The sequence below is a fragment of the Neobacillus sp. YX16 genome (assembly GCF_030123505.1).
In the GTDB taxonomy this organism is placed as follows: domain Bacteria; phylum Bacillota; class Bacilli; order Bacillales; family Cytobacillaceae; genus Neobacillus.
Genome location: NZ_CP126115.1, coordinates 2015235 through 2041242, shown reverse-complemented (window position 1 = coordinate 2041242; position 26008 = coordinate 2015235). Strand labels below are relative to the sequence as shown.

General features: G+C 37.3%; 19 protein-coding genes and 1 pseudogene. 1 reads left to right on the top strand and 19 read right to left on the bottom strand.

The window, feature by feature from the left end:
* Positions 1-341 precede the first annotated feature (341 nt).
* The gene (locus tag QNH48_RS09995; RefSeq protein ID WP_283954753.1) at positions 342-2639 is read right to left on the bottom strand and encodes a glycoside hydrolase family 127 protein; all 2298 of its coding nucleotides are present in this window, start codon (positions 2637-2639) and stop codon (positions 342-344) included.
* A 154-nt stretch (positions 2640-2793) separates the two neighbouring features.
* On the opposite strand from QNH48_RS09995, the gene QNH48_RS09990 reads away from it, so the two are divergent.
* The gene (locus QNH48_RS09990; protein ID WP_283954752.1) at positions 2794-3666 is read left to right on the top strand and encodes an AraC family transcriptional regulator; all 873 of its coding nucleotides are present in this window, start codon (positions 2794-2796) and stop codon (positions 3664-3666) included.
* A gap of 211 nt (positions 3667-3877) precedes the next feature.
* Here the strand turns inward: QNH48_RS09990 and QNH48_RS30530 are convergent.
* From QNH48_RS30530 to QNH48_RS09900, 18 genes and pseudogenes are all read right to left on the bottom strand, one after another.
* Positions 3878-4252, bottom strand: a pseudogene (locus tag QNH48_RS30530) (CAP domain-containing protein); the annotation flags it as partial.
* A gap of 1004 nt (positions 4253-5256) precedes the next feature.
* On the bottom strand, positions 5257-6126 hold the full coding sequence (locus QNH48_RS09980) for a glycoside hydrolase family 43 protein (RefSeq protein ID WP_283954750.1): 870 nt from the start codon (positions 6124-6126) through the stop codon (positions 5257-5259).
* 57 nt (positions 6127-6183) lie between these two features.
* On the bottom strand, positions 6184-6990 hold the full coding sequence (locus tag QNH48_RS09975) for an alpha/beta hydrolase (RefSeq protein WP_283954749.1): 807 nt from the start codon (positions 6988-6990) through the stop codon (positions 6184-6186).
* Positions 6991-6992: 2 nt separating this feature from the next.
* A complete protein-coding gene (locus tag QNH48_RS09970) occupies positions 6993-7964 on the bottom strand; it encodes a Gfo/Idh/MocA family protein (protein WP_283954748.1) in 972 nt (323 codons plus the stop codon).
* A gap of 92 nt (positions 7965-8056) precedes the next feature.
* Positions 8057-8689, bottom strand: a complete 633-nt coding sequence (locus tag QNH48_RS09965) for a YesL family protein (RefSeq protein ID WP_283954747.1) — start codon at positions 8687-8689, stop codon at positions 8057-8059.
* A 224-nt stretch (positions 8690-8913) separates the two neighbouring features.
* Positions 8914-9759: a carbohydrate ABC transporter permease gene (locus tag QNH48_RS09960; RefSeq protein ID WP_283954746.1), complete on the bottom strand. Its 846-nt coding sequence runs from the start codon at positions 9757-9759 to the stop codon at positions 8914-8916.
* A 2-nt stretch (positions 9760-9761) separates the two neighbouring features.
* A complete protein-coding gene (locus tag QNH48_RS09955; RefSeq protein WP_095249270.1) occupies positions 9762-10721 on the bottom strand; it encodes a carbohydrate ABC transporter permease in 960 nt (319 codons plus the stop codon).
* Between the two features lie 88 nt (positions 10722-10809).
* Complete coding sequence (locus QNH48_RS09950) at positions 10810-12114, bottom strand: ABC transporter substrate-binding protein (RefSeq protein WP_283954745.1); 1305 nt, start codon at positions 12112-12114, stop codon at positions 10810-10812.
* Positions 12115-12308: 194 nt separating this feature from the next.
* A complete protein-coding gene (locus QNH48_RS09945; RefSeq protein ID WP_283954744.1) occupies positions 12309-13607 on the bottom strand; it encodes an ABC transporter substrate-binding protein in 1299 nt (432 codons plus the stop codon).
* A gap of 20 nt (positions 13608-13627) precedes the next feature.
* On the bottom strand, positions 13628-15187 hold the full coding sequence (locus QNH48_RS09940; RefSeq protein WP_283954743.1) for a response regulator transcription factor: 1560 nt from the start codon (positions 15185-15187) through the stop codon (positions 13628-13630).
* Positions 15180-16964, bottom strand: coding sequence for a cache domain-containing sensor histidine kinase (locus QNH48_RS09935; RefSeq protein WP_283954742.1), 1785 nt, complete (start codon positions 16962-16964; stop codon positions 15180-15182). Before QNH48_RS09935 ends, QNH48_RS09940 begins: the two co-directional genes overlap by 8 nt.
* 262 nt (positions 16965-17226) lie before the next feature.
* The gene (gene rhaM, locus QNH48_RS09930) at positions 17227-17541 is read right to left on the bottom strand and encodes an L-rhamnose mutarotase (RefSeq protein WP_283954741.1); all 315 of its coding nucleotides are present in this window, start codon (positions 17539-17541) and stop codon (positions 17227-17229) included.
* Positions 17542-17566: 25 nt separating this feature from the next.
* Complete coding sequence (locus QNH48_RS09925) at positions 17567-19555, bottom strand: beta-galactosidase (protein ID WP_283954740.1); 1989 nt, start codon at positions 19553-19555, stop codon at positions 17567-17569.
* 34 nt (positions 19556-19589) lie between these two features.
* Entirely contained in the window at positions 19590-20255 is a 666-nt protein-coding gene (locus QNH48_RS09920) for a rhamnogalacturonan acetylesterase (protein ID WP_283954739.1), read from the bottom strand.
* 33 nt (positions 20256-20288) lie between these two features.
* Positions 20289-22367 carry a glycosyl hydrolase 115 family protein gene (locus tag QNH48_RS09915; RefSeq protein ID WP_283954738.1) on the bottom strand — a complete coding sequence of 693 codons (2079 nt, stop codon included), beginning with the start codon at positions 22365-22367 and terminating at the stop codon, positions 20289-20291.
* Between the two features lie 99 nt (positions 22368-22466).
* Entirely contained in the window at positions 22467-23498 is a 1032-nt protein-coding gene (locus QNH48_RS09910; protein WP_283954737.1) for a glycoside hydrolase family 88/105 protein, read from the bottom strand.
* A gap of 135 nt (positions 23499-23633) precedes the next feature.
* Positions 23634-24953, bottom strand: coding sequence for a Gfo/Idh/MocA family protein (locus QNH48_RS09905; RefSeq protein ID WP_283954736.1), 1320 nt, complete (start codon positions 24951-24953; stop codon positions 23634-23636).
* 193 nt (positions 24954-25146) lie between these two features.
* Positions 25147-25989 carry a sugar phosphate isomerase/epimerase family protein gene (locus QNH48_RS09900; protein ID WP_283955730.1) on the bottom strand — a complete coding sequence of 281 codons (843 nt, stop codon included), beginning with the start codon at positions 25987-25989 and terminating at the stop codon, positions 25147-25149.
* Positions 25990-26008 lie beyond the last annotated feature (19 nt).

Here is a 26008-nt window from a genome sequence, read left to right as displayed (position 1 = left end):
AATTATATCGATAAAGAAAATATATAAATTGTGAATTTTCCTTACTTACACATGGAAAACTCTGTTTTTAGTAAAAAAAAGCTTGTTATAGTGAAAAATGCACTATAACAAGCTTTGATCTATCAATAAATTTGTGTAATGGTGTTCCAAAAATTATATTCTAATTAAATCTCATTATCGTTATAGATTGCTTCAAAAACTTATGATTAATTGTATTACCTTTAACCTATATTTCATGCTGTTTCGATGCTACTTTCTCGGGAGTTTCAAAGCTTATTACTTCTTACTCGAAAAAGGCTTCCCCTACTTCTCACATTATGATTTTTAGGTGAAGAGTGATTTTAAATACCATTAAGGGTTCTTAACCCGTAAACTCCACCTGCAATTTTTCCTTTGGTTGAGACGAATTTAACTTCAACTTTCTCATTTCCTCTTGTTATTTCAGCTGGAATTTCGTAAATCTCATTAAATAACTCTTCTGAAACCTTACCTTCAAGCTTTTGCTCCCCAATTTCCTTATCATTTACTAATATTTGAAAGTATCTTACATAAGTTTTTCCATCAAGATATAAAATACCGTCGCCACTAAAATAGGTTACACATAGATACATACGTTTAGTTGGATCAACAGCCATTTCATAGCTAAAAAATCCATCATCTCGACTATCTCTCCATGCTCGATGAACTACATTCAAGTAGCCTGAATATGAATTTTCAGCCTTCATTGAATGTTCAATCTCAGATTGCTGTTCATGTGGCTGAACTTGGTCAACTGTCAGTAACTGTAATTTCTCCTGTTCACTTTGTTCTCTATTTAAAAATTCCTTATACGCTTCTTCATTCATTAAATCCCAGTATAAGGTGTATCGTTGGTGATGTAAGGCGTAAAATGGAATTAGGGTCACTTTTGCATTTCCTGGTTGTCCAATCTTATCGGTTTCAAATGTTAACGATGAACCTTCTACAGGATTTATCCATTTGTTTAAATTCGTTTCATTCGTAACTAAGGTGGGAACATCAATTAATGGGTAATTATTTAAAGATAAGTGATCGTCCAAAATATCTGTTTCAGGAAAGTTTTCTCTTCCCAATGCTCCGGCTAATGCAATAGGTCCATACATAAATGAAACTTTACTTGAATCGCTCTTAGAGACATAGGAATGAAGCTCCATTGGAAGGCTAAGTTCAATTACATCACCTGAATTCCAATTGCCTGTTATCGTTAAGTACCCGTTCTCACTCGAAGAATAAATATGCTGTTCATTAACCTTTGCACTCATCTCACCTGATATCCAAATTGGAACCCTTATATGAATCGTTAAAAATTCATTATTAGCCTCTTCGAAGACCAGTTTTGAAGAAGGGTTATCAGGAAACGTAGTTTCTTGTTTTAACTTGATTTTTTCAAACCCAATTTCAGAACTAATAAATAAATTCACATATAGTTCTTCATTTTCATAGTGGTAAATTTGTCGTGTATATCGTGCTGGGTTTTCCATTCCGGTACCAGTACAGCACCAGAACGAATCATCATGTGAGCAGTATACTTTAAAATGTCCAGGCTGCGTTGAAACAAAATATGTTTTCATTCCAGTATCAGGATCTTGTGAAGCAAGGATATGGTTATACAATGCCCTTTCGTAGTAATCCATGTATTCTACCTTATGTGTCCAATTAAATAAGTGCTCTGTTAGCTTCAGCATATTATAGGTGTTACATGTTTCATTCGTTTGAATACCAAGTTCTTCCGTATTTTCAAGACCAAAATGTTCATTTTTTGAATTCCCGCCTATGACATATGAACGATTTCTAGTGACGATATCCCAGAAGTAAATCGCACAATCATGGTAGTAAGTTTCACCTGTAATTTCAAAGAGCTTAGCAGCACCAACTACTTTAGGAATCTGGGTATTGGCGTGTTTTCCTTCAAGTTCATCGATTCCTTTTGAAAGTGGATCAAGGATTGCTCTATGACAGAATCTAATCGCTAGTTCTAGATAGTCAGTGTTACCTGTTATTAAATAAAGATCAGCCATTGCTTCATTCATTCCGCCATGTTCACATATTAGCATTCGTTGGAACTCTTGATTTGAAAGATTATCAGTTCCTCTTTTTGCCCAATCCGCTAGTTTAAGAACAACTTGAAGAGCCTTTTCATTGCCGGTTAGCTTATACGTATCGATTAGCCCAGCATAAATTTTATGAATGCTATACCACGGTACCCATGAATCTCCCAGACTAAAATTAGAAACCTGAAAATCTCCCCCTGCAAAAACCTTGTCAAAGCAATCTCGTGGAAAACCACTAACATACCCATCTGGGTCAAATGATTGCACATGTTCGAGTTCATTAATGGCGTAATCAAGCTTTTCCTTTAATTCTTTATCCTTTGTTACTGCATACATACTTGAAGCAGCTGACAACCAATGTCCGATTGAATGACCACTGATTCCTCTTTTTTCCCAGCCGCCATAAAGCGGTTTTTTCGGTATTTTGGAAATGGCTTGGTAACAAGATGCTACTAATCTATCAACATCCAATGTCAATAAAAATCCTTTTCCAACTTCCTGTGATTCCTTAAAAATACCATCTAATAATGTAACATTCTGTTTTCGATACTCAACTTTAACATCTTTCATGCAAATTCACCCTCTTATGTATTTAATATCGTTATCAACCATTATGAATTTTCCATTAGTAAAATGGAATTCACAATATAATGAAATACATATCCTTTTTTTAGTTTTTTTGTGGTAAGGTCGTTGTAGATAATATTTTTGAGGGTGATCTAGTATGCACACAATTCATTTGACCTCATATAGTCTCCCATTAGTGAGAGAATTAGGTTTCATGCATGATGAAAAAGGAATATTTCGTCATCCTGATCGAAAAATGAAAAATATACATGTCTTTATTTTTGTAGTAAAAGGAAGTATTCATGTAATTGAAGATGGGATGGAGTACAGGGTAACTAAAGGGTCATATCTTTTTCTAAGAAAAAATGTTTCCCATTGGGGAGGTGATTTCTATGAACCAGGAACAAGCTGGTTTTATGTTCACTTTTATGATGCTCCTGGGACTGATAGGAACGAAACGGAAACTGAATTCAAGTATTTTCCAAATTCCTCGTTAATTTACGAGGAAACTTATGAAACAAATCTAAGTTTGCCGAAGTATGGAAAAGTAGTAAGCCCTGATTTTTTAATGACAAAGCTAAAAACTTTGGTAACTCTATATGTGACCCCACACCCATTACGACCTATCCAGTTATCTTTATCGACCTATCAACTATTCACAGATATTTACTCAGATTATATAGAAGAACAGAACAACACAAAGAAGCATGTTGTGGTCAATCAAATGATTAAAATATTAAAAAACGCCCCTGATGAGAAATTAACAGGTGAGGAAATCGCAGATATTCTTGGCATGAACTATGCTTATCTATGTACGCTTTTTAAAAAGCATACTGGAAAAAGTGTAAAAAGGTACCAAAACGAACTAATAATTGAAAAAGCGGTTGAACTGTTTAAAAGAAATGCTGGAAATGTTTCAGAAATAAGTGATGCACTTGGTTTTTCGAATCCCTTTTACTTTAGTAGAGTCTTTAAAAAAATCACTGGTGTATCTCCGACAACATTTATAAGTGAAAATTATAAGTATTAATCAATGAAATACTTCACCGCTGAAGAATCTTCATTACATACTTTGACACTTTTTAACGTGACTGTTAAGTATGATAACCATTCCATTTCTTTATTTTTTCTTCCATATCTTTAGTTATTAAAGAAAAAATGCAGCCTCTGCCCAATTATGTCTTGAACGGAGGCTGCATGGAGACAGGAATCCGCATAGATTCCTGTCTTACTTCTTCCTTTTACTTACCAATAAACATTTGTGTCCAATGGTTGCCAGACTTTTCGTAACCTACTCCAATATGAGTAAAGTTAGCACTTAAAATGTTCTTCCTGTGTCCTTCACTGTTCATCCATGCGGTTACGACCTCTTGTGGTGTACGTTGTCCTTGGGCAATATTTTCCCCTGCTGACTTATACGACACGCCCATGTCCCTCATCATGTCAAATGGTGAACCATAGGTCGGGCTTGTATGTGAAAAATAATTGTTTTGCGCCATGTCCACAGATTTCTTTTGTGCAACGCCGCTTAATTGTGAATCGTGTTTTAAAGCCGGAAGACCGTTTTTACTACGCTGTGCATTGGTTAAATCAATCACCTGTTGAACGTATGCACTAACATTGCCAGTTGCTGGTGCCGGTGCTGCTGGTTTTGGTGCCGGAGCGGCAGGTGCTGGTGCTGCTGGTTTTGGCGCTGGAGCAGCAGGTGCCGGAGCGGCAGGTGCTGGTGCTGCTGGTTTTGGCGCCGGTGCAGCAGGTGCTGGTGCTGGCGCTGGAATTGCTGGTTGTTGTTGAGTTGGTGCTTGTGTTGTTGGTTGTTGCTGCTGTGTTGGAGTCTTTCCTTGTTGACCTCCAAATTGATACCATTGAACAGATCCGAATGGAATGTACCTATACTGAGCATGTTGAATTAATATCGCTTTTGTATGAGGGTAATTCTCACTATTCAATGTTGTTCGGTCTGCTGAGATATTCAATGCATCATTATTGTTATTCATATTAACGTTATTGCGATTTACATTTCTGTTTTGGATTCGATTTGCCTGACGATCATTATTTACATTTCTGTTTTTGATTCGATTCGCCTGACGGTCATTATTTACATTTCTGTTTTGAATTCGATTTGCCTGACGATCATTGTTTACATTGGTTACAAAATCATCATTATTGTTTCGATTTCGATCCCAATCGCTGTCATTATTATCATTATTGGTGTAATCCTCGGTTAGTGGACCATTATGGTCAATCCCGTCATCTCTACCATTACCAACATTTAAAGTGGTTTGGTCTCGATCTATCCTGCTTGTACGGACTTCATCAGCTGCATCATTTCCATTGTTACATGCAGCTAGACCTAATGTTAAAACCCCTGATAGTAGTAAGCCTAATGGCTTTTTTATCAAACTGATTACCCCCTTGCAAAATGTTTTTTTTGCCTTCTTATTTTTGTTTTTTTTTCGAAAAATATTGATGGTAAAAAACGTCTATTTTCCAAATAAAAAAACCGAAAGGTAATTGTTACCAATCAGTTATTTATCATATATGGGGTAAAATACTATTAGAAATCAAAAAAATTGGAAGGAACTGTTATGTACCATAGCCGAATCCTCTCCTAGTGTGTTTACTTTATTACTACTAAGTGATTATTTTGCTCTACAACTGTTAAAAAAACCGGGCGCTCTAAGGGTGATCGATTAGGTGAATGTATCGCCAACTTTAACTCATCATTAAAAGTTTGAAACAGCATCGCATGCCCACCGTCCTCGTCAAGTAAAGGCTCAGGATTTTGAATCCATGGACCAAGTATATTGCCTGTTGTAGACCGGGCTATACCGACAGCGTATCCATTTTGACTCCTACTTGACCAAAGCATTTGCAGGTCCCCTTGTTGAGACCGATAAAGGTAAGGACCGTCTGTAATATAATCTTTTTCTCCTCTAACAGGAACCGTCCAATCAGCTTCTGAGGCCCTAAATAGAAGTACAGGCTCTCCAATGACTGTTTTAAAATCAGACGATAACCGCTGGGCCCACATTTCACCGTCATGAACCTGAAGCCATTCGCGGCAAAAAATAATCCAAGGCTTAATCTTATCATCAATAAACAATGTTCCATCAAGACATTCCCAATCACTAGGTGTAATGGGATTTTCAGACAAAGGAGAAAACGAACCTAATGGACTTCCGGCAACTAGGAGTTGAGTACCTCGGCATTTCCCTTCAGCCTTAAAACTAGCAAACATATAATATTGATTTTGATAAAAGTAAACCTCTGGTGCCCAAAAGTGCTGATCACCCCAAAAGTCTTCACCAGGCCGGAAGACTGGAAATGGCCCTTCCCAATGTTCTAAGTCACTGCTTTTGTAGGCATCAAAGCCAACCCCCTGCCCCTCCCAAACATTTTGATCCGTCGTTCCATAAAGAAAATAGGTTTTAGACTCATCGGTTAGGATAAAGGGGTCACGAATTCGTATGTCATTTTTAGTGAGCATATTTTCTCTCCCATCACATCTTAAATCTAAAAGCATTTGGTATTTGAAAATTAACGACTAGAATCCTCTTTTTCTTAACCATGCCTCACATAACCCTGGCCAAGCTTTTGCCTCAGGATGTTCCTCAGCCATCCCTAATCCATGTCGACCACTTTCAAAAACATGAAGTTCAAAGGGAATCTTATGCCTATTTAACATAGAGGTGAAAAGCAAACTATTTTCTACGTCAACCGCTGCGTCATCAGCTGTATGCCAGAGAAAGGTCGGTGGAGTATCTTTTGTAATTTGAGATTCACTTGATAATAATTGAATCATTTCTAAACTTGTGCTTTCACCTAATAAATTGATTCTGCTTCCTTCATGAGTATACTCACCCATGGTAATAACTGGGTAACAAAGAACCATGACATCTGGACGGCTGCTAATCCCTTCAATCGGATCTTCTGCCTGACTATTTCCTAAGTCAAAATGAGTTCCAGCGGTTGAAGCTAAATGACCTCCTGCAGAAAACCCAAGGATTCCAATACGATTGTGGTCTAATTTCCACTCAGAAGCATGATATCTTACCATGCGAAGCGCTCTCTCGGCATCAACTAATGGGATTGGATGACTAAATGGTGCTACTCGATAATGGAGGACGATTGCAGAAATGCCAATGGAATTTAGCCACTGTGCTACTGGGTATGCCTCATGTTCTGCACGGTGAGAGTATCCACCTCCAGGAGCGATTAACATGACTGGATACGTCCCATCACCATCAAGCAAAAAGGGTTCGATACTAGGACAATCTGTGTTAAATTCATTTTCTACTAGTTTGACATTGTCCCATAATGGTATCTTTCCTGTTGTATGTTGTATATTCATACTTATTCCTCCATCTCCAAGGGAACTGGTTCCCCAGTCATGGCTGAATGTGCTGCTGCAAGTGTTACACGATGTGTTTTCACAGCATCCTTATAGGATGATAATATATGAGTTGGATCCCCTGCTTTGACGGCATCAAGGAAGATTTTATTCTCAATAAGGTAAGGATCCAATTGATTCCTATATTCTGTCATTTCCTTACCCCGAATGTCTCTTAATAGATTAGAACTAATTTGAATGACTCCTTCATTCGTATATACATCCAGCCCAGCCTTGTTTGATTCAGGGAGAATGCAGGTATTAGAAATCGTTGCAATCATGCCATTATTCAGCTTTAAGGTCACACTTCCTACATCAGAAACAGTTGTGCCCGCCACTTTGTCCGCCATCATCCTGCTGCTAAAGGCAGCATAAACTTCTTTGATTTCTCCGCAGAGAAAACGTAAAAGGTCGACAATATGTGTAGTCTGTTCAACAAATTGTCCCCCTGATTTATTTACGTCTCTCCACCAAGGAACCATCGGCATATCCCCCATCCAATAACCAAGGGCCATCCCTATTTGACGTTCCTGAAGAAGGGATAGAGCTTTTTTAGAAAGATCCAAATAACGCCAGTGGTAACCTACAGAAGTAATAAGACCCTGATCTTCTATCTTTTTGGCAATTTCATATGGAGCATCATTTATTCCCAGCGGTTTCTCCACAAAAAAAGGAATTCCTCTTTCTATTAATGTTTGTTCTATTGAACCATGAGACATTGGCGGTACACAAATATAGACAGCATCTAGTTTTTGTTTATCTAACATCTCCTCAACGTTTGTATAGCCAGAAGCATTGGAGCAATTTCTTGCTTCACCTTCAGCCTTTTCTAAACTAGTTCCACAGAAAGCTGTAACTTCTACCCCTGACATTTCCCCTAAAATGGATGCATGCTTTTTTGCAAAAAAGCCAGTTCCAATAAATCCAATTTTCATTCTATTCACCTCTTAACTTAGTTTACTAATTAACTGCATATGATGAAAGGGAGAGATAGTAACCGGCTTCACTATCTCTCCCTTTTTCATTATTAATTTACTAATAGCTTTGATTTTTGATTGATTTTTTCAAAGGCATTGGTTGCGGGCTTCATAATAAATAGTGCTAATAGATTTCCGCTATAAAGTATACAAATAGGCGGTGCATAAGAAAGTACAAAACAAATTCCAAAGCTTCCGATTAGCATATATAAGGTGGAGAGTGGATTCATAATCATTACAAAAAAGGAATTTTTAATGACCTGACTAATTTTCATATCATAATGCACAAAAATTGGGATGATATAAAATAACATCGAAATAGCGATTAAAGTGATGATAAAAAACGGTACATATAGAATTGAAACAAAACGATTGGATGAATGTAGTACAAATTGAAAGTCAATGTATAATATCAATCCAATGGCAACAATAATAACTCCAAGAATATTACTCTTCAAAAATTCTCGCTTATATGTAGTCCAAAAAGTCTTAAAAATAGACATTTCATCATTACCTAGCATCCATTGTCGAACAACTGCAAACATCGCCGCCGTTGCAGGAAAAAATCCAAACAAGATGAGACCTAGAAGAGAAAATGAGATCCATAATAAATTTAAGAATGCTAGTCTTGAAATCCATTCAAGCAATTTATTTAAACTTTCCATAAATCCAGAAGTGTCCATTTGTAATCCTCCTTGAACCGCTGTACTTTACCAATGTTATTTGCTCTCTCCTGCCTTGAAGTTAGAAGTTAGCCGCTATGAGTGACCTTCCTTCTTATTTTTGCTGGTTACGGGCTCTCATAACCTCTATGAGTGAGTGACCACCCTTGTTTCTTTGTTTCTTTGCCACTTCCATCTATGGTTCGAAGTGGCAAAGTTTTATATAAGATATTTTCGTTAACATGTTAGCCCTTTAGCCCACTCGTACTGATACCTTCGACAACATGACGTTGGAAGAGGAAGAAAACGACGAAAACAGGAATCAAGGTAACCACTGACATTGCAAACATTGCACCCCAGTTTGATACGGTTTCATTACTTAGGAACATATTTAGAGCCATGGAGACTGTATACTTTGTAGGGCTATTTAAATATAATACAGGCCCTAATAGGGATTCCCACGTCCAATAGAATGAGAAAATAGCTGCTGTTGCTAAAGATGGTTTAATTAATGGCAAAATGATCTTCGTGAAAATCTTGAAGGTACCACAGCCATCAATAATCGCCGCTTCGTCCAGTTCTCTAGGAATCGTCCGTATAAATTGAACTAGAAGGAAGATAAAGAACGGATGTCCAAAGTATGCTGGGATAGCAAGTGGTTTAATCGAGTTAAGCCAATCAAGTTTCGCGAAAATGATATATTGCGGTACCATTAACACATCATGCGGGAGCATTAAGGTAAGCATCATAATTCCAAACCAAATCGCTTTTCCTTTAAACTCTAAACGAGCAAAGCCGAAGGCAATGAATGCCGACGATATTACTTGTCCCAGTAAGGTAATCACTACTAGGATGGCAGTATTTTTAATAAAAACACCGAATGAATTTCCGCCAATCCCTTTCCACCCGTCTACAAAGTTCGTCCATATCCAGGTTTCTGGAATCAGTGATTTAGCCGTAATAAAGATTGTATCGCTTGGTTTAAATGAGCTCATCACGAGCCAAATAACTGGATAAAGCATTAAAAGCGCAAAGGCACCGACTAGTATATGATATATCCACCATCTTGGTGATTTTAACTTCGATGTCATCGTTATTTGCCTCCTTCCGATTCATAGTGAACCCAATATTTTGATGTCGTAAAGATAATGACTGTTAAAATTCCTACGATTAAAAGCATTACCCATGCCATTGCAGAAGCGTAACCCATATTAAAGAACTCAAAACCTTGTATGAATAAATATAATGAATAAAGGAGTGTTCCGTCTAACGGGCCGCCTGTACCTTTTGAGATAATAAACGCTGGTACGAATGTCATAAATGCAGCAATTGTTTGCATAACCGTATTGAATAGAATAACAGGGCTGAGCATTGGAAGGGTAATTTTGAAGAATTGCTGTATTCCATTGGCTCCATCAACACTAGCTGCTTCATAATAACTTCTTGGAATACCTTTCAATCCTGCTAAGAAGATCAGCATCGAGGAACCAAATTGCCATACTGACAAGAAGATAAGCATCCATAATGCCGCAGTCGGATTACCGAACCATTTAACGATAGGAAGTCCAAGTAAATCAAGTAAAATATTTACAATACCTAAATCACCAAAAACATTACGCCACATAATCGCGACTGCAACGCTGCCGCCGATTAGGGATGGTAAATAGAACAATGAGCGATATAGTCCAACTGCTCTTGAAGTTGTATTTAATATCACAGCAATTAATAATGCAAATATTAGTCTTAAAGGAACCCCAGCAAGTACATAGATGAGTGTAACTTTTAATGATTGCAATAAGCGCGGGTCAGATGTAAACATTTTTTTGTAGTTTTCAATACCTATCCATTGAGGTGCAGCAAATAAATTATAGTTTGTAAATGATAAATATAAAGACGCTATTATAGGAATTAACGTAAATGCTAGGAATCCAATAATAAACGGACTGATAAACGCATATCCTGTCAAGTTTTCCTTGATGGCACGGCTTCGTTTGCTAACAGAGCGAATGGGGATATCTACTTTTACATTTTCCTTTATCACACGTGTATTCATTTATTCAACTCCTTATTCTTTGGATCCATTCCCTAAGATGAAAGGACGATAGCTGATCTAAAAAAGTGATCAGCTATCGAAGTGGAAATTATTTTTTGTTTTGTGCCAAGACGCTTTCAGCTTGTTGTCTAAACTGTTTTGCAGCATCTTTCACTGATAGATTTCCGTAAGCCATTTGTTCAGCTAAACTGTCAAGCGTTTCAATTACTTCTCCGGCACCAACTGGGTCTGGACCATCGAATTCTGAGCTATTTCCTTCCGCCCAATCTACATAATCAAATACTTGGACTTGTGCTGGTGAAAGCAATGGCTTTAATGCTTCTTTTACAACTGAAGAACCAGGAACACCACGGTCACCAAGATTTAATTTGTTCGCTTCGATATCATTGATCATGAAATCAATAAACTTTGCTGCTTCTTCTTTATGTTCAGAATTATTTCCAACAGACCAGAACATACTAGGTTTTAAATATAAACCATTTTCACTGTTAGGACCTGGCATTGGAGCAATAGCAAGTTCTCTATTCGCCACTTGTTGAAGCCCTACAAACTGGTTAGACCATTGCCAGATACCAATTGCATTTTGAGTAACGACAGGATCATCTTCAATCCCTTTTAACTGTGCTAAGAAGTCAGGTGTAGGAACCGCTTTATCCTTAACTAAACCAGCTGTCATGTTGAAGAAATCTTCGAACAGCTTGTCATCTTTATATCCTAGAGATGCACCATCTTTGCTATATAGTGACTTTCCTTGTGTTCTTAAGTAGTAGTTGAAGAATACATCGGCTTTCATTCCTGTATCCATAAATACTCCAGCAGCTTTTGCTTTTGCTGCGATTTCTTTGTAATCGTCCCAAGTCCAATTTTCAGGTATAGAATTTACACCAGCTTTTGCAAGTACTGCTGGATCATGATGGAATCCAACAACGTTTACACCAGCATTAATTCCATATAACTTGTCGCCAAGTTTACCGCCATTAATGATGTTTTCAGCAATATCCTTTGTATTGATTTGTTTGTCTACAAATGAAGTTAAATCTGCAATTTGATCATTTTGAGCATACTGTGAGAAGTATGATAAGTCCATTTGAACAATATCAGGAAGCTCATTTGCTGCTGCTTGTGGAGCTAGCTTCTTCCAGTAGTCATCCCAAGCTGCATATTCTGCCTCGATTTTTACATTTGGATTTTTTTCTTCATACATTTTAATAATTTCTAGAGTATAATCATGTCGTGGTTGAGAACCCCACCATGCAATACGAAGAGTTACTGGTTCATCTTTTTTGTCTTCTTTTGGTTTAGATTCTTCATTGCTTGATGAACTGCTGCTGTTACATGCTGCTAATGTAAAAACTAAAACAAAAGTAAACAATAGCACTAAAAATTTCTTCATTTTTTATTTCCCCCTTCTTTTTTTACACTTTTATGTAAGTGTTTTCATTTACTATTATAAATTCTTGTCGGAATTGTCTGAATCCAAATTTCCGCTTAGTTTGTTCAAAAATCAGACATTTCATAGAAATAGAAAAGCCCCCATGAAACAAGCAGTCTATTGCTTGTTCTTGGGAGCTTTCTTCATTGATGAAACTAGTTCTTTTTTGATAGGATTTTATTTGCTTCCGTTCTAAAAATTTGCGCTCCTTCATGAGGCGTTACTTTTTTGAACAATATTTGTTCTGAAATATCTTGTAAAACTTTCACTACCTCTATTCCGCCAAGGGGATCTGCTTTCTCAACACTACTGTTAGAGTTTTTCACATTATTAACATAGTCGAATACCATTCTCTGATTTTCAGATAATTCTTGTTCTATTTTCTCTACTACATTAGAAGAAATGGGAACCCCTCTTTCACCCCTAATAACTTTATTTGCTTGAATATCATTAACAAAGAAATTAATGAATAGAGCAGCCGCCTCTTTATTCTTTGAACTTTTTGTCATTGAAAAAAGCATACTAGGCTTCACGGTAAGTCCTAACTCTTGTCCAGGTCCTGGAGGAGGTATAAGCTCGAGCTTCCGGTTTGATGCTTCCAAAAAACCGAAATATTGGTTGGAATATGCCCATTGCATCGGGGTCTGTTGATTTACGATTAACTCATCTTCTATTCTATTAATTTGTTCTGTAACATCTGCTCTTGGGAAGGCACCTTTTTCCAGCATTCTTAATTGCATCTCGAAATAATCAATAAACAATTGATCATCCTCATATCCTAATCCAGTTCCTGTTTTATTATATAAATTCATTCCTTTCGTACGTAAATAATACGAAAAGAATACATCCGGGGACTTCATACCGTTTGTACCATAAATTTGTTTTTCTTTGTGAACCTGGAGAGAAATTTCTTCAAAATCGCTCCATGACCAATCAGGATTTGGATACCGATCGACCGCAGAAGATAGTAATGGACGATCTATGATTATGGCTGGTGCATTAATTCCTAATGGAAATCCATACAAATTTTTGCCGATTTTCCCGCCAGAGAGAATTCCGGTACTGATCGAATCTGTCTTGATTACATCTTGTTTAATATAGGGGGATAAATCCTCTAGTAGGTTATTATCACTGTATGGTCTAAGATAGAGCAAATCCATTTGGATGATATCAGGAAGTTTATTACCCGCTGCCATCGGGGCAAGACGTTTCCAATAATCATCCCAATTTGAATATATAGGATCAACCTTTATATTGGGATATTTATTCTCAAACAATTCGATTACTTCCATTGTATAGTCATGTCGTGGTTGTTCACCCCACCAGGCAATTTTTAAAGTGATTTCCTCTTTACCTTTACTCTCAGCGGAATTTAGTATATTCAAATTCCCGCAACCACCAGTGAAAATTACCAATACCAGGGATAAAGTAGAAATCATTAGTCTTTTCATCATTTTTTCCCCTTTGACTATATTTAAGATCCTTGTAAGGATTCTCTCTTGTATTCTGATGGAGTAAAACCAGTGTGTTTTTTAAATACCTGACTAAAATATTGAGGGTTTTCACCATAACCAATTTTTTCAGCAATTTCGAAAACCTTTACATCATTTTCCTTTTCTATTAATTTAATAGCCAATTCAATTCTTAATCTCGTAATATAATTTGAAAACTTTTCACCTGTTTCTTTCTTAAATAGCTTCCCTAGATAATCAGCATTCATATATAACATATCATTAGCAACCCAATGTAAAGATAAATTTTGATTACCAATATACTGATCAATCGTCTCGATGACTTTATTAATAATCGTTGAATGTTTATTATTATTGAGTTCAAAAAATGAAAGTGTAATTTCTTGGGCAACGCTTTCAAAAAAGGTTTTTAAATTTTGAATCGTGTCTATTTCTAATAGAAACGTTAATTTTGTTAAGTACATATTCATTTCTTTAGCTTCACATAACCGTATCATGGTATTAAATAATTGGATAACATAAGACTTTGTGGTATTGATATCGAGCCTTAAATCTATTAATTGATTAAAAAATGTGTATATTTCTTTATTTACATTTGTCCAGGAGCCTGATTTTACTAATCGACAAAAGGTTTGATCATCATAATAGAATTCTGATTCATCTGAAGGATTTTGATAGGCAATGTCCTTCTTTGTAATGATGCCCCCTTCCCCTAAATAAAAACGATACGTTAAACAATCGAGAGCTTCATTATATAATTTATTGGCATTACTAATTTTCCCTGATTCGCTAATCGCAACAGTAGAATCAATTTGATAATATTGATAGAATGTTTTTTTAATTTTTTCAATTTGTGCGTAAAGTTTAGGGTAGTTACAATAATCCTCCATTAGAAATAATATGGTTTCCCCTACCGAACAACTAACCATATATGAATCAAAGATTTGTTCAGCAATTTTTTTGATTGCAAACATGTGCTCAAATTCAAATTTCCCCTCTAGTTGGAATAAAACGAGCCTAACCTTTGGAGTATTTAAATCTATATTAAAAAGGTTTTGATAATACTCTAAATCTTTATTTTCATAATGATTGGTAATAAACTCTTTAAGCAGCTGTTCTTTAGCATAGGGAAGAACACTTTCGAGAGTTCCCTTCATTTTATGGATAAATTGATCCCTCTTTTGTTTTTGATTAATATCCTCACAAATCTCCGAAACTGCATCCATTATCGTATTCTCATTACAAGGTTTTAATAGATAATGCTTCACGCCGTATTGCATGGCTTGTTTTGCAAAATCAAATTCACTGAAGCCTGATAACAAAATAAATCGTATCTCAGGAAAAACGCTATGAACCTTTGCAACTAGCTCAAGACCATTCATACCAGGCATTTTGATATCACTAATCACAATATCTGGTTTGTTTTGCTCGATTATTTTGTAGGCCTCTATACCGTTTCTTGCCGTACCAATTAAATCTGTCCCAATTGATTCCCAATTAATTACCTTTGACATTCCTTCGGTAATGATTCTTTCATCATCTACTAACAATACCTTATACATGGTCTTCCCCCTTATCAAAAGGTAAAACAATGATAACTTTCGTTCCTTTATTGTGTTCGCTTTCAATACTTACTCCGTATTTCTCCCCATAAGACAATTTTATTCTGTCATCAATATTCGATAAGCCAACACCTTGTCCACGGGTTTTCACTTCTCCTTTTTTTAACTTTTCTATAAAAGCAGATTCCATTCCGGGTCCGTCGTCTTCTACAATTAGTTTAATAGCTTCTTTATTTACGATTGAATAAATACTAATTCTACAAGGATCTATCTTGGGCTCTAATGCATAATGAATGGCATTTTCTACAAGAGGCTGCAACGTCAACTTCGGAATATAGAATCCTACTATATCTTCATCAACCTCCATGTGAAAATCCAATCTTTCTTCAAATCGGTATTGCTGAATAACCACATAATTTTTTACAATAGTAAGCTCCTCTTCAATGGTAATGAGCGGTTTCTTTAGGCTAATTGAATTACGCAGCAAAAAACCTAGGGATTCTACCATTCTAGAAATTTGTGTCTGCCCATTGCCTTTTGCTAACCAATTGATGGATTCTAGCGTATTGTATAAAAAGTGGGGATTAATTTGGGCCTGCAGCGCCTTAAACTCAGTCTCTTTAATCGTTAGCTGCTTAGAGTAATTTTCATTTATCAGTTCATCAATTTGTTGGATCATGGTCTGGAAATTTTGCTGGAGTTTACCCACCTCATCATCCTGCAAAATCGAGGTTTTAATTACTTTTTTTCTTGCTTCTTTAAAGTCCCCCACTTTCACAAATTGCATGCCCGCTACAAGATTTTCCAAAGGAATCGTAATGTTTCTGGCAAATCGGATACCAACTATCGTGACTCCAACAAACAACAGAATAAATATGATGATTAAAAATGTTTTAACCTTATTGATATTTTCAAAGATTTGATTAAAGGGAATAACATTCAGGTAACCCCAATCGAAATAGTTTGATTTAATATGTACAAGAAAGTAATTTTTATTATCAATTTTTTTTATTTGATAACCTGATGCTAATCTCTGAGAATCTAACGAATTTGCTGCTTCTTTGAATAGAGAGTTTGTTTCTTTCGGAAAAATAATATTGCTTTGTCTAACGATTAAGAATTCACCATCTCTCTTTTTAGATCCTTCTAAAATATTCGCAACAAGTTTGTCCATATTAAGATAAATGATGATTGTACCAAGGTTGTCAAAGCTTAAGTTTCGAAACTGTCTAATTTCTCGTGCTGTAGCAAATATATAATCATTTTTTTCTGGATTTAACCAAACATTACTGCCATTAGCCTTTAATGCCATTTTGGTAATATCCGCTTTTTGATGTTGAGTCAGTTTTAGGGTCCTCGGGCCGACGACATACTCTTCTCCATTAACATCAACTAAATTAATTGATTGGATATATTCTTCCTTATTTGCATAGCCAAGCAGCTTATCCAACACGTTTTTACGCATACGAAATTTATCATATTCTGTACTATCTTTACCTATTGAAGATAAGTATTGTTGAATTTGGGGATCTGTCAAAATATTATAGGATAGGTCTTCCAAATCTTTTAATTCACTCTCAATACTATTAGAGGATGTACTTAAAACTTGTGAGGACTTACTATAAATTTGCTCATCGTAAATTTGAAAAGCATATGTTAATCCGAAAAAGGTAAAAGAAAATGAAATAACCATAATCCATGATACAAGTAAGAAAAGTTTGTATTTAATTTTTAAATTCAAGTACTGCTTCCTTAGCCGTTGTAGTACCTTCATCATATAGAGTAAGTCTCCGATTGTTTTTTTTCAAAAATTTCCGTTTCTTGTAAGCGTAGCCAAATTTATAAAGTATAAAAATGAGTTAACTTGTCCGTATGAAATTAATTCGATTTTATCATTTAACTATCCTTTTTCATAGAAAATAGTGAAAATTTTTACTTTATAAATTTAACACCAGACATGTACGTACAAATCCAAAAAGCCCTCTATGGTTCTTGAGGGCTTTTCTCGGAATCTATATTATTTAAAAAGTGGGACTATTTTAATCTAAATAAAACACTTGCTTTAATTCGTTTGCAACGGGGCTATTATCGGCATTGGTTTCCATAATATCTTTCATATAGTCCCACCATTTTTGGCAAATCTCTGTTTTTGCCATATCACTCCATTTTTCTTCACTCTCAATTTCTACATATGCGAACAGATTATTGGTCTTCTCTTCTAGAAAAATGGAATAATGATGAGCGCCATGATTTTTTAATTCCTTTTCCATTTCCGGCCATAATTCATCGTGGCGTTTTTTATATTCTTCATGACATCCTTCGAACACTTTCATAACAGATGCTTTTCGAATCATAAGAGATTCCTCCTTTATAAATTCACTATTGATTGAATTGAATTATTTTATATTCAAATTTTCCAAGCTCCAGCTTTCCTGGTTCTACTACACTATTCGTCTGCAAATCTATCGCTGTCTGGGGAATGGTAACACTTCCGCCATTACCGTCCATATTAATTACAAACCAGATAGAATAACCTGATCCTTGGCGTGGAGCAACGATAGTCCCTTCTGAAACATCCGTTCTCCGTGTAACACCAGCTTCCTGCGAGTAGTGCTCAAACAACTTTCTGAGTAACAGATCCCCCGTCTCACCCATTGGCAGCGAGCCAAGCATGACCATTTTTCCGCTACCAAGCTTATGCTCTGTGATAAATGATTTCCCTTTAGCAAGTCCCTCTTCAATAATGCCGACTGCTTGATTGGAATCTGCCTCCATAACTGAACTCCACAATCCTAATGGAGCAGAGATATCGAAAGCACGTCCGATTGTCCCTGTATCATCTAAAGGGAAGGTAAATAATACTTCAGCACCAGCTGTTTTTTCAAGTTCTCCTAATGCCCTGTCAGTATGTACGGTATGGTTCTCGGTTCGGCCGCCTGTTAATGGTCCTGCAATCCAAATCCCGCCATTTTCAACAAACTGTCGTGCCCGGGCAATATATTCAGGTGATAAATATTGGATAAATGGAGTGAATAGTACTTTATAACCCTCAAGGTCACAACCTTCCGGAATCACATCGCGATGTATTCCCATTGATAAAATACGTTTGTAAAAATCTGTAATTAATCCGCGATGATTTAAGCTTCGATGTGGTTCTGTCTTTAAGAAAACCTTAGACCTATCGGAATAGGTGATTGCGACATCTGCCTGACTTGGTTTAGTCGATATGATAAAAGGTTCAATTTCCTTTCGCATGGCTTCTACTTCTATGACATTTTGATACCCAATAGTAGGTTTACCCCAGGCACTGAGGACAGAACCATGCGGCTGTTCACAGCCCGAACGCTGCTGCCTCCAAAGCCAATAGCAAAAGGCTTCTGCACCAAGTGCATAAGCGGCGGCTGCTTCCACTTTTAAATAACCATTTGGATGTGGGCCCGCATAGCTGGCGAGTGATGCCGCATAGGATGGACTTGTTTCCATTACCCAGAAAGGTCTGTCCTTTTTTAAATTTCTCCACAGGTCACTATTAATCAAGTAAGCTGGAAAATTATCGATGGTTGCATACGTATCAAAAGATGCAAAATCTAGGTTTTGGAACAGTCTTTCGTTATCCACACTAAAAAAAACGGAGCTATTATGGGTAATTGGGCTACTAGAATATTTCCGGATGATTTCAGCCTGCTCATCGGCAAACTCTGCAATTTTTTCCATTGAAAACAATTGATACATAGTACTCAGTGAAGAATTGTGTAAGAATGGTGCCGGCCCTGGCTGTGGCACCTGCTCAAAGCTATGATAATATTCACTCCAAATTTTTGTTCCCCATTCTTCATTAAGAATTTCAATCGTTCCATAGCGCTCCTCTAACCAAATATGCCATAATTCTTTACAGGTATTACACATACATTCGCTGACATGACACTTAAACTCGTTATCCAGCTGCCACCCGATTACACCTGGCAAACTTCCTAATGCTTTTGCGATATGTTCTGTGATAAGTCCTGCTCTTTCTCTAAAATAAGGATGGTTGGTACAGGCATGCTGCCTTGAGCCATGCCCCATTACCTTTCCTTCAGCTTCCGCATACATCCGTTCTGGATGATTGTGAGAAAACCAGATGGGAGGAGTGGGTGTCGGCGTACACATGACCGTTTCAATACCATTTTCATAAAGTTTGTTAATCATTCTTGCGAAAAAGCTAAGGTCAAACTTACCTTCTTCAGGCTCCATCGATGCCCAGGCAAACTCTCCGATTCTGACTACATTAATACCGGTCTTTTTCATTTCGACAATATCTTCTTCGATTACTTTTTCATCCCATAGCTCTGGGTAGTACGCAGCGCCATGATATAATTTCTTACTCATCTATTTCACCTCATTTTAATAAGTTTCTATCAATCTATACCTTAATAAATTGGGCAATAGGTAATTGCAATTCTTTTATTCCTTCGATTACCAGTTTGCCAACTTCCTTTGCACCGTGCTCACAAAAGTGGGTATTATCCTGAATTCCATCAGGGTAATTTGGATTTTCATTTGCACTAAACCAAGTGAATAATTGTTTCGAGCCTTCAGGTCCTAATGATTGATAAAGCTTTTCTGTTTTTTTCCATAAATTAATAAGCTGGACATCCAGGTCTTCTGCTAATTGCATCATTGATTTTGGATAGTCCCCGAGAGTATTTGCCATTCGGCCCTCTTCATCAAAATTTCTTCGGTGAACAGAAGTAATTAAGATCGGGATTGCACCTTTGTCCCGTGCACCGTTTACATATTCCGTTAAATAAGTTTGATAGGTTGTAAAGGGCTGGGTACCGAACGATTTCTGATCGTTATGTCCAAATTGAATAAACAGGTAATCGTTGGGCTGAATGAATTCTAGTATAATACCTAAATACCCTATTTCAATAAACGTATTGGTACTAGCTCCACCTTTTGCAAAATTATGAACCTTTAAATCCTCTGAAAAAAAGGATTGAAACTCTTGTCCCCAACCGGCCATTGGCGCCTCATTTCGCGGACAACTCGCAACGGTGGAGTCACCAGCTAAGAATATATTCGTCAATATTATCCCCTCCTTTTATATATTGTTTAATCCTTATTCGTGAAGAAACTTTACAGCTAATCTTCGTGCCAGTTCATCATCAGACAAAGGATTTCGGTGAGTATTCTCCAAATAAATGTATTTTTCCGTTTCCGGCATTAGGTACTCTTTGTACCATAAAAAGAAATCAGGGCTGTCTCCCTGCATCCGTAGAAATTTACGCAGTGCTTCCAGAGAATAAATGGTACTGTCAATATTTGTTAACCAATCACCACGATAAAAATTCTCCCACTTTCCATGCTCTGCACGTTTTAATGCTTGTTTACAATCCTTGTAATGATCGATTGATTTCGATGCATAGACAAAAGCAAGCGGATTATCATTTTTGGTAAAAGAAATATAGGCGTTACAAAGGGATATAAAACCTTTACATCCGAAGGCATGTAATTCCGCTTGCAAAATTAGCTGATCGGAGAAAAGTTTACGGTCTTCTTTTGGCAGCTTCATAGAGAGATTCCTGCACTGAGTTAAAAATTCTTCCCAATGTGCTAAACCAATTTCACACTTTTCCAAGAACCAATTCACTTGATCGGTAAAAGAAATTTCGCCTGTGGCCCAGTACAGTCTTTCCATCGGAATATTTGATTTCCCCTGAAGCCAATGTCCAATAATCTTCCTTGCAGGATGGTGATAAAATTCATCTCCTGCCTTGTCATCTGAATTTGGACCATAGAAAATAGTATTTTCAAAATATCTTTTGTAAAGCTTTGCAATTTCTTTGTTTTGCGTTGTGTAAAGACGTTCAATATATGTTTGTAAATGTTTTTCTATATTGATTGTGCCGTGATTCCATAATTCACGGACAATATCCAGCGGGTAAAGATGCATACGGATATTGCCGCTGTTAAGCAGCAAGTAGGATAGCGCACCAACATCAAACGCCTTTTCAAGCTCCTCTTTTATCAGTTCTGGCGGAGATGGAAACATCGTTAAATGATTAGAAGCCTGGAGGTCATGGAAAGTTATATGATAATAAAGGCCATGCTCCCCTGTTTCATTCGCTGCTGGAAGAGAAGGAATCCGGTAGTTTTCATTTCCCTGTCTCCGGGTCACCATTTTTCCATACCCGTTATCAGCCCATATTTTAATAACACCATCAGGTACCTTCACATGTCCCGCTTTGTACAATTCGGATATTTCTCCATATAAAGCCATGGAGCAGACAGGATTTACAACGGAGTTCTTTATCATTTCATATTGCCTATGCACAACCTTTGAAATCATAGCCCCTCTATTTTCAGGTGTATCAAATTCTGGATCGTACTGCCAAAAAGGGGCATCTCCTTGTCCGCGAAACGAAAGTACCCAGACAATTTTCTCATTCTTTTGTTTCTCAATGGCTTCTTCCCATAGTGACTCAAATAACTTTGGATTTTGTTTGTAGCTAGGTTTCTTTCCTGGAAATGCCCTTAAGAACATTTCTGCACCCAAAGGTTCAGCGTGATGATGGGTAACCCATAAGCCCATTTCCGCTGCTAAATCCGCATGAATGCCATTTTTCGGGAGATCGGTACCGGGGATCACCATATTCCCTCCGCACCTTAATAATGCTTCGAAAACGGGATACCATATCTCTTTTGATGGAGGGTATTCTTCCTTCCATCCAATCAGAAAGACCTCATCATTGACAAACCAGCCACGGTATTTCACCTTTTTTTCCGGGGAGTTAAACTCTACAGCTGGTATATGGACCTCAGGTTTGGGTTTAATGTGCAAATCCGCCCAGAACCAAAAAGGATCCACGCCTAAGTATTGATGACTGTAATGAAGTAACCCATAGATAATTCCCAAATCGTCATAGCCAATGATTTGGAATGAACACTTCCCATTATTTTCTGTAAACCGAAAACCGTAGGCTTCTGGTCTTTGTGGGCATTCCTCTTCATGAGCGGCATATCGAATGAATATATCGGCAGCTTCCGTGTTTGGGGAACAGAGTTTTGGCGTTTTTCCAAATACCTTTTCATGATCTTTCATAATCATGTCCACTGCATGCCTGATCGGGGTGGTGATCGTTGTAGGCAGGGAGATGGTGGAATCACCATTAATTACTACATTGGAAAGCTTCAACATTATCCCTCCATTTATTCGTTAATCTATGAAACTCGTACCTTTAAGGTGTCCTACCTAAAAATAACCCGTGGAACATCCAGATTTTCCACAGGTTATTTTTTATTCTTGTCTATTTTCTCTTTTTATTAATAATGACAAAAATGCAAGTACTAATCCTTGTCCCCATCCCTGTACACGTTTATAAGGGACTTCTTTGTATCCATCGGCATCATACATTACAGCCGTTCCTGCAGAAACTCCCATAACGGAACCATCTTCTTTGATTTGGCTAAGAATGGCTTCAAGAGCTTTTTGAGTATATTTATTGTATAATATCCCACTCGTTAACAGTGCTGCAGCAATCCCGGCTGAGCCTGAAGTTTCTAAATAAGAGTCCGGGTCGTCTACAATCGTATGCCAAAGTCCTGAATCTGATTGTAATCTTACTAATGCACTTAACTGATCACGCAACGAACCCTGAATCACCATAAATGATGGATGCTGAACCTCGATAAGCTCTAGTGCTCTAGCCATTGTATAAGCAGCCCAGCTGTTCCCCCGTGCCCAGAAAATACTGGACATATGATTTTGGGCGATGTTATCCCAGCCATGATAATACAGGTTCGTCCTATCATCCTGAAGAAAATTTTCATGGCCATGATATTGCTTTAATCCAAAGTTAAAATAATCTTCCCTTTCTAACATGTGCCCAATTCTCAAAAGGAAATATCCGGCCATAAACATGGTATCGACCCAAGCCTGCTCTGGGAATTGATATTTCGTGCCATTTACAGTATGCTGCAACACTCCATCTGCAAACCGCTCGGCATCATGAAGCAGATAATCTGCCATTTTTATAGCTGTCTCTAAATACTTTTCATCATTAGTCGCTTTGTATAGCGTTAATAGGACGTGACCAATCGAGGAAGCATTTACCGTTAACCTTGGCAGCCCATCCTCTAATTCTGAATCAACCCAATCCTTAATCTTTTGAAGGTATTTCTCTTCCCCGGTCGCTTCATATGCTTCGGCTACACCAAAAAAAGCAACTCCTCCTGGCCAATCCCAACTGAAATCCATATTAAATGTTCTTTCAACAACCCGATCAATTGCCTGAGATACCTTGTTTTCTTCAAGCACTAACTGTGGCATACATTTCCTCCTTTATTTGGATCCAAAAGTCTCGTTTGATTCCCTCTATCATGATTTTTCTAATTCAACGGTAATCAAAATCCTTCTTTGATTCCCTGTACCTTGATATTTCTGCTTCAACGGTAACCATGAGCTCTATAAAATAGCCTTTGGCAAAGAAAATTCCACATTATTTTTTAATAAATCATTAATCTTCATTGGCTTATTTTCTTTCACGGAACGCCATACACCTTCACCAACTGCAATTGAGTATGCTCCTGCCTCTGCACCCGCTAAAATGGAGTAAGAGCGAGTCTGATCTACACCCATGAAAAGGTCCTCTAACAATACAGGGTCTCCACCGCCGTGTCCTCCTCCAGTTTGGAGAACATTGATGGTCTCTTTTGCCCCGCCAAATAATGGATAGAACTCAATTGTTTGTTCTGGAACAGAAAATGGTATCCTGCTTGGTTCATGGAATTCGGTCGTTTCTATTCTTCCTTTTGTTCCGTTAATCGCTAACCGATATCCTTCATATGGAAGCGAGAAATTTACGGAATAGCTTAAGAATGCACCTTTGTCATATTTAACTGTCGCTACATATGTATCTTCGATTTCAATTTCGTGATCAAAGATACAGGAATCAGGACGATAATGGGTATAATTTTGGGCCGACTTCTCTATGCTATCAGCTTTAATATGGTCGTCTTTAACGGCTATATTATTTCTACGGTTTGACCAGCGCATATAGTATGCACACGATAGTTTCTCATCACATGTACTACAATAACGGTTGTCGGTTTGGCTTGGATTAAATTCTCCTTCTTTACCGAAGTAATTTAAGGCTCCATATGCAAATACTTCTTCTGGATTCTGATCAAGCCACCAATTGACTAGGTCAAAATGGTGAGTGGATTTATGAATCGATAAACCGCCTGAAAAATTTCGGTTGCGGTTCCATCTTTTAAAGTAACTGGCGCCATGATAGGTATCAATATACCAATTTAAGTCTACGGAAGTGACTCTTCCGATTTTTCCTTCTAGAATCAGTTCTTTTATTTTTCGATGATACGGATTGTAACGATAGTTAAAGGCGACGATTACTTTCCCCTTACTTCTCTGTTCTGCTTCTACTACTCTTCTAGCATCTTCCGCTTTTGTTACCATTGGTTTTTCTGTAATCACTGTTAAGTTATTCTCTAATCCTTGTAGTATAAAATCAATATGGGTATCATCTCTGCTTGTTACAATGACTGTGTCAGGATTCGTTTCGTCAATCATTTGTTGGAATTGATCTGGATTGTAAGAAGGGACAGATTTTAATTCAGAAAAACTATCCTTGCAGATTTCTATTCTTCGCGGGTCGGTATCAAGTATTCCTACCACTTGATTATTTGAACCAAATTGATGAACGATTGATTGAATAAACATTCCTAATGCTCGATTACTTAAACCACAAACAACAATTCTATTCATTGTTGTGCCCCCTCTTTTAAATGAATTTTTTATTTGCTGTGTAAAATTGGTCTGTTGATTTCCACTCCAGGTGCTTCGCTTTCCGCAGGAGGTCCGGGGATCCTCCTCGGCGCTAAAGTGCCTGCGGGGTCTCCCCTGCCCCTTACTCCTGCAGGAGTCTCGCACCTTTGGCTCCAATTAACAGGTGGCAAAATTAATAATCAGCCTTAACGCAGGCTTCTTTTAAGAAAGCAATACTTTCATCTATAAAAGGTTCTTTTGTTTCTTCTAATAGGATGTTTATAAATGGTTTTTTCTCTTTTACAACGTTCAAAATATACTCATAGTTTAATAGTCCTTTACCAACTGCGGTTGGTATTAGTTGGTTGTTTTCTATGATAAAGTCCTTTGCGTGGAGGATGACTACTCTTTCACCAAATAAATCCATGGCTTCTTGAAATATCTCTTCTTGGTTTTGGTACGTATCAATTGTTAATAGATTTACCGGGTCAAGGATTACTTGTAGATTATTTGAATTGATAGAATTTAAGAGTCTCTTCATTACTTTCGGCGAGTACACAGGGTGGTTAATCCCTGCTTCAATACCCACAATTACTCCGAATTTTTCTGCTTCCCTAACCAGTTCACGGACACTTTCAACCACTTCTAAAAAAGGTTCTTCTTTGAAGTTCTCTTCGGTATAGAAAATCTCCGCGTTTACATTTCCTGTTTCAGTTGCAACGATACTGCAGCCAAATTCCCTGGCAAAACGGATATGCTCTTTAAAGCGCTCCATCCCTTTTCTTCTCTCTTCTAAATCCGGATGAATTATATTAATATAGCAGCCTAATACTGCAATCTGAACATGATGCTTTGCGAATACACTTCTAACATACTGAGCAAATCCTGGACTTAAACTACCTGTCTCCGTATTCACGTTCCCTAAGGATTTACTTAAAGCCAACTGAACGGATGTAAGCCCTTTACCAGCAATTTCTTGTACTAATTCTTCCAATGGCAGGTTTTCAATATCATGTGCTCTAATTCCAATATTCATCATTTACATCCCCACCTAT